The organism is Paenibacillus cookii (assembly GCF_018333375.1).
In the GTDB taxonomy this organism is placed as follows: Bacteria; Bacillota; Bacilli; order Paenibacillales; family Paenibacillaceae; genus Paenibacillus_AQ; species Paenibacillus_AQ cookii.
In genome coordinates this window covers 204,532-210,531 of sequence record NZ_BORW01000006.1, presented here as the reverse complement: position 1 = coordinate 210,531, position 6,000 = coordinate 204,532, and the positions used below count along the sequence as shown (strand labels likewise).

8 protein-coding genes are annotated in these 6,000 nt (G+C 50.3%); all 8 read right to left on the bottom strand.

From position 1 onward, the window contains the following. Window positions 1-101: 101 nt before the first annotated feature. The gene (locus KI367_RS08895) at window positions 102-839 is read right to left on the bottom strand and encodes an HAD hydrolase-like protein (RefSeq protein ID WP_212949046.1); all 738 of its coding nucleotides are present in this window, start codon (window positions 837-839) and stop codon (window positions 102-104) included. A 29-nt stretch (window positions 840-868) separates the two neighbouring features. Then, a complete protein-coding gene (locus KI367_RS08890; RefSeq protein WP_246536782.1) occupies window positions 869-1,330 on the bottom strand; it encodes a GNAT family N-acetyltransferase in 462 nt (153 codons plus the stop codon). Window positions 1,331-1,370: 40 nt separating this feature from the next. Continuing rightward, window positions 1,371-1,742 carry a hypothetical protein gene (locus KI367_RS08885; protein ID WP_212949044.1) on the bottom strand — a complete coding sequence of 124 codons (372 nt, stop codon included), beginning with the start codon at window positions 1,740-1,742 and terminating at the stop codon, window positions 1,371-1,373. A gap of 201 nt (window positions 1,743-1,943) precedes the next feature. Further along, a complete protein-coding gene (locus KI367_RS08880) occupies window positions 1,944-2,321 on the bottom strand; it encodes a DivIVA domain-containing protein (protein ID WP_036707146.1) in 378 nt (125 codons plus the stop codon). Window positions 2,322-2,618: 297 nt separating this feature from the next. Beyond that, entirely contained in the window at window positions 2,619-2,978 is a 360-nt protein-coding gene (locus KI367_RS08875; RefSeq protein WP_036707143.1) for a replication termination protein, read from the bottom strand. Window positions 2,979-3,269: 291 nt separating this feature from the next. After that, on the bottom strand, window positions 3,270-4,562 hold the full coding sequence (locus KI367_RS08870; protein ID WP_212949042.1) for an acyltransferase: 1,293 nt from the start codon (window positions 4,560-4,562) through the stop codon (window positions 3,270-3,272). 131 nt (window positions 4,563-4,693) lie between these two features. Continuing rightward, on the bottom strand, window positions 4,694-5,464 hold the full coding sequence (locus tag KI367_RS08865; protein ID WP_212949040.1) for a pirin family protein: 771 nt from the start codon (window positions 5,462-5,464) through the stop codon (window positions 4,694-4,696). A 42-nt stretch (window positions 5,465-5,506) separates the two neighbouring features. Further along, window positions 5,507-5,893 (bottom strand): DoxX family protein, encoded by a 387-nt coding sequence (locus KI367_RS08860; protein WP_036707215.1) that lies wholly within the window; start codon window positions 5,891-5,893, stop codon window positions 5,507-5,509. Between the last annotated feature and the right edge of the window lie 107 nt (window positions 5,894-6,000).

Here is a 6,000-nt window from a genome sequence, read left to right as displayed (position 1 = left end):
GGAAAGACCATCTGCCGCAAGCTTCCGTCTCCACTAAAACATGGGAAACTCCCACCTTTTCACTTCTTAAGTCGCCATTGCTTTAGCATCTTGCATTGATCTTATGCACTTTCGAAATTCAGGTTTATCTCTCTTAGATATCCTTCGATCTCCCGCTTCGTCTTTTCAAAATAAATATTTTCATGCCGTCCGTAATTAAAAAAGCCATGCTCCATGCCTTCATAGGTAAGAAAGATAATGTCATTCCCGACTTCGTTTTTATCCGCGCTGTGAATGATCTCCGGAAACATGTGGGAGGAAACGGTGATATACCCACCCGCTGAAGCGCCGCAAACGGCGATTTTATTCGGATGAACGCCTAATTCCGCATGATGGTCCCTCACCCAACGGACGGCGGATTTGACGTCGCAGATGGCCAGGTCGAGTCCATATTCGTCATGCAAAAACCGATACGATGCCGGGTCCGGCTTGCGCGGGAAACCGTCGTCCCCTGCGACGATATGCACGAAATAGCGCTCCCATCGATAATATTCAAGGATTTCGAGCACTTCTTTCCGCGGTTTATGCGTCATGATGACGTTGAGATCCGCAAACTGCAGAACCTCTTCCACGCCCGCAAAAGGCGGCGTTTCGCCCGGATGAATGGTTTCCCTGTTTCTCCAGTCGCGAATCTGCCGTTCCGTCAATCCAAAATCCCGGGCCGCATGGGTCATCGAGACTTTGAGACGGGAGTAGATCTCCTCTTTCGAAATGTCCCCGCCCAATATGTCATAAAAAATATCCGTAAACGCAGGGTATGTATCAAACAACGTCCCGTCGAAATCCCACAAAATGTTCATCCCGCGGTTTCCTTTCTTCTCCCGTAAATTCATACCTTTAGGAAATAATGAAAAAATCCGTCGTCGCGCTGGTATCCCAGACCCTCGTAACATTTTTGGGCCGCGGCATTGTCGGTTGCGGTGCTTAGCTCGAGGCCCTTGGCTTTGGTTAATGCGGCAAATTCCTTGGCTTGATTCAACAGTTTCGTGGCAATCCCCTGTTTCCGATAGTCGGCGCATACGAACAAGTCGTTTAAAATCCAAGTCCGCTGCAAGGATATCGACGAAAAGGACGGGTACAGCTGCGTAAACCCGACGATTTGGTCCGTCGGCCGATGCTTCGCCAAAAAGATGACCGATTCCCGGTGCTCGAATTTCTCGAACAGAAATTGCTTCGCGGCCTCCAGGTCCGATGCTTGTTTGTAAAACACGCGGTATTGGTCGAATACGGGAGCCAGTTGCTCCAAGTCTTTTACTGTTGCTTGCATGATAAGAATTGGGTCGTTCACCATTCTCCGTCTCCTTTTGGGCAAAAATAATGATTTGTTGCTTTTAATGTCCCTGCTTATATAAAAAATCGTTGACGCTGGTTGAAAAGACAAACACGACGGATGTCGCGATTTGAAGCACTAAAGCGGCCGTCGCAAAAATCCAAAGATTCATCGGCAAAGGGGAGATGACTGCTTTTCCCGCCCAAGCCGCGATGAGCATAGCGATATTCCATCCCGTGAAGATGACGAACGCCCATTCGGCTTTTTTAACGCCGCAATAGATTAAAATCATCGTCACAATCGAAACGGCGGTTCCAAGAAGATTTGCGAAAATGCCTTGGGCCAGCCTCAAAATTTCCACGAGCAAAACAAGCAGCAGATTGGAACCGATCAGCGTCAGCGCTATTCTCTTGCCTTTGTTCACCTGCTGCACGAGAAAATCTTCGGTCGGTTTAACGGCGATCCTTCCTTTCGTTCATTTCGCCTGTGCTCCAAGCAGAATACCCGCCCTTATTTTACCACCATGCAACAGCCCTTCCCACTTCTTATTTTTGTGGACTGCAAAACAAAACCCCCAAAAAAGCTTCCGCTTTCTTAGGGGGCATGATCATACGCGTATGTAGGGCTTTAAGGATTAATCTACAAAAAAGTCGGGTTCCGGACGGATCTTCGTTTTCAGCTGTCTGAGGTTGTACTCCATTTTGAGCACGATTTCCTCGATTTGCTTCGGATCGATCGCGAACCGGTCGGGTTCGGGGCGGGAGCTCGACTTCATCTCGCGCAGCGCAACCTGCTGCTCCTGCCATTTATCCATCAGATCGGAAATGGTTGCGTAAAATCGTTCATAATCGCTAATAATTTCATCCAGGTAGGAATCGACCTCTTCCGGATCGTATCCTCTAAGTTTGGTGCTGAACACTTTTTCGTGGATCGAAAGAGCATCCAAATGTATACCCAGCTGCTTAAACAGCTTTCTCTGTTTATCCAGTCGGCGCTGCATATGCTCATCCATTGCCAATACCTCCAAATATGTTGCGACTCAAAAACGGGACAGTCGTTTCATTATATACATCCCCATTCACTTTTATATCACAACCGGGCCCAAGATGAAAATGGTTGGCCGTTTTTTTGGAGAATATTCCAATACGAAAAGCGTTTTCCCTGCTTCTTGGAATGAATCCGCCGCGTGAAACGCGCATGTTGGCCGTCGACGCTTCCGGCAGAAACGACCGCATCATCCAGCAAACGGCTCTAGCCGCAAAAACAACCCCGTTTCTCCGATTGGAGATTCGGGGTTTCGCGTCGAACGTCAATAATTGTCTTTTACGGCTTTGTTCAGCATGCCGAGGCAGCGATCCAGATCGGCTTTGACCTGTTTTTTGTACAGCTTGGCCTTTTCGTGGCCGTCTTCGGTAAAATGGTACAGCACGATCTCCTGGAAATCCACGCGGGGATCGTTGCCTTTCAGCTGCTTGGTCCGGTAAAAAACGCCCTCCTGCACCAGCTCATGCAACGCGCGATAAATTTCGCTTTGGGGCGGCGAATACCCGAACGACTTGAATTCCTGCCTCATTTCTTCCAGCATTTGATAGCCGTATCCCCGGTGCTGTTCCACCATCGTAATCAAATACGTTTTAATAAAAGCACGCTGGGCAATCATAAAAGCCACCGCCGCTTCCCCCTTTGCTCCTTCGCTAATTCCATTATAAACCACTATTTTCAAAAAAGCATGACATGAAGCATTCACTGAATAACAAATCGCCGATCCTTGGCCGAGTACGTAAGTACGTTCCGTGAACGGTTTTTACGCCAAAGAAACACATCCGCAGCTCATCTCCACATGGACGCGTACGCGGGCCGCTTTTTTCGTTTCAACCACGCGCAAGAATGCAACAGGAAGGTGCGAAAGAACGTTCAAGGTTTTTCTATTGTGAATTTTTCATATATTGAAATTGTAAGATTAGTACTCAAAAAAATTTCCTCGCCTTTTACGAAATCGTCCGTTTGCTAACGATGGTTGTAAAAAGCGAGGGTCGTTTGCTGCCGATCGGCAGCAGCTGCCGTCGAAATTCCGCACAGACGGTTGTCCTTGCGCCGGAACGGATTCCCGCGGTTTGCGCCTGAGCGAAGAAACTCCGGCCGTCCATTTGCCGAACGGCAAATAAGAAAGCGCGACGGTTACCGCATAAGACAAAACCACGCAGACCAGGAAAGACATCAGCATCCGCAGCGTCACGTTCCATCCGGCAAACAGCCAGGCATCCACCCTGTAGCTTTGGCGCAGCATCAGCGCATGGGCCAAATAAGCGCCGTACGAATATCGGCCGAGAAAATTCATCGCCTTATGGACGATCGGCCCCGAAGATTCCGACCATGTTTTGGACCAGGCATAAAATACGAAAATCGAGCTGACGAGAAAAACCATGATCAGCGGCCGCAGCAGACTGAGCCCGATAAAAGAAAAATGAACACCGTCCGGGGTCGCAAAACCCTGCACCGTTATATACATATAGTATCCGAACAGCAAGGCGAAAACGGCCAAGTACGCCGCCTTTCCCCGGGCAAGCCAATAACTCCAGCGATCCGGAGCCATTCCGGCAGCAGCCCCGAGGATGAAATAAAAGGAAAAATACAAAAAATTGCGGTCCGCATATGCCGTAAAAAACGGCGTCAAAAACGGAATTTCCGCCTCCGCCATAAATCCTGATATCCGAAACAAATGATAGACAAGCAGGAGGCATAACATGCCTGCCCCCGTCAATGCGGCAGCCCGCCACCGGAACGGGATCCTTTTCGCGCATGCGCGCATGAGGCAGCGCAGTACCGGGAACAGCGCATAAAATTGAACGATCATGACGATGTACCATAAATGGTAGCTGTTTTTGCCGGTGACGAGATGGCTGGCAAACGTTTCGAACCGGTGCAGAAGATCCCCGCTCCATCCCGGGTTTTCCGTAAAATACACCGCAGACCACAAGATATAGGGAACCACGATATCGCCGAACCGCTTGCGCAAAAACGAGCCGTACCGCAGCTGCCCGTCATAGTTATAAAACAATACCATGCCCGTGATAAAAATGAAGACAGGCACGGCAAATTTGGCGGCCAGCAGGAGGATGGCCATCAAGACCCCGTCCTCCATCCGGGCCTCGTTCAGGCCGGCGTAATGGGCAATCGCGTGCTGAAGCGCAACGGCCAAAAAAGCCAGACCTCGCAGCAGTTCGATTTCACGTATTCTGGCTTTTCTCGGCATGTCCACCCTCCCTTTGAAATCAAAAGTATTTTTGGTTATCGTTAACCCCGTTATGCGGCATCTGAAGCAGAAAAGCCAAAAAGAGCGCCAGACAGACTATAGCATCCGCTGCGCTCTTTTGACAAATGTTTTTAGATTTTTTTCGGCAAAAGCCCGTAGTGTACCCGTTCCGGAACTTCGATCAGCAGCATTCTTACGTCCTCGTCACCGGCATGAAGGAATACTTCCTCCTCGCGGTCCGATGTCAGCAGCATGAAATCCCGCTCATGAAAAGCTTCCTCATGCGCTACCCCTTCCTTCCAGCCCCCTGCGCCTCGAACCGCCAGGGCGGTTAACGTCGTGCCTTTGGACAGGGTATGGGCGTATTCATGGCCGGGCTTGAGCTCAACGTCCCACATCCGGGCATCGGCCGTCAGCAGGATCGGCGATTCTCCGCCCAATATCTGTTTCACGCGGCTGCCGTTTTGCTCTTTGCACGGAATGTCGTCCCGATCAAACTGTTCGTAAGCCGGCTTTTTTTTCGCTTCCAGCTTCAGGTCAGGTTCGAACCAGATTTGAAAAGCCTCCATATCCGGACCGAAAAAACGTTCTTCATGGCTGACGCCGCTGCCGGCTTTGATCACCTGCACCCCGCCTTCGCCGATCGTGCTGCGGGTGCCGAGGGAATCGCCATGTTCGGCGGTCCCCCGAATCACGTACGTCATAATTTCGAAGCCACAGTGGGGATGCGGCGGAATGTAGCCTTCCTTCGGCGTGTGGGCCCATGCCCAGTAATATAACGGACCTACGCGGTTGATGACGGAGCCTTCGCCCGGAAAACCGATCGCTTTCTGCTCCGTGATGTTTCCTCCGTCAAATTTGCCTTTTCCCTGCATCGCAGGCGTGTACAAACGAATTCTCACGGCAATTCCCTCCTTCAAATACGGGATGTTCAAGCAGTGTCATTAAAACAGATGATAAGCTCCCGGACCGGTCAACGCAACGCCCACCACGACCGCAAGCAGGATCAGGTTGAACTCGATGCCGCCCGAAGTGCTCCAGAAGCCGTTTTTCATATGAACCGTCAAGATGGCTCCCAACATCGTCACGGCCAACATCGCCGCACCTACCGGCGTAAAAAGGCCTGCCGCAAACAGCAGCCCGCCCACCAGTTCGAACAATCCGACCAGGACGGCCATCGGCAACGCCGGTTTGATGTTGATGGACCCGAACCAGCCGGCCGTGCCTTTAATGCCCGGACCGCCGAACCACCCAAACAATTTTTGGGCTCCGTGCCCGACAAACGTCAATCCGACGATCAAACGGATGATCAACAATCCCCAAGCTATCATCATTATTTATTCCTCCATTATTGTTTATTCTTTATTTTAATTAGCTTTAATTTAAGATATGAGTTCAAAAAAATGAGCGCTAAGCTTTGGATAAACGAATCATATTT

Bases quoted from the DNA above. Each gene is read 5' to 3' on its own strand.
- KI367_RS08895 (WP_212949046.1), bottom strand. From the start codon at position 839: ATGAACATTTTGTGGGATTTCGACGGGACGTTGTTTGATACATACCCT.
- KI367_RS08870 (WP_212949042.1), bottom strand. From the start codon at position 4,562: ATGCCGAGAAAAGCCAGAATACGTGAAATCGAACTGCTGCGAGGTCTG.
- KI367_RS08860 (WP_036707215.1), bottom strand. From the start codon at position 5,893: ATGATAGCTTGGGGATTGTTGATCATCCGTTTGATCGTCGGATTGACG.
- KI367_RS08880 (WP_036707146.1), bottom strand. From the start codon at position 2,321: ATGGATGAGCATATGCAGCGCCGACTGGATAAACAGAGAAAGCTGTTT.
- KI367_RS08890 (WP_246536782.1), bottom strand. From the start codon at position 1,330: ATGGTGAACGACCCAATTCTTATCATGCAAGCAACAGTAAAAGACTTG.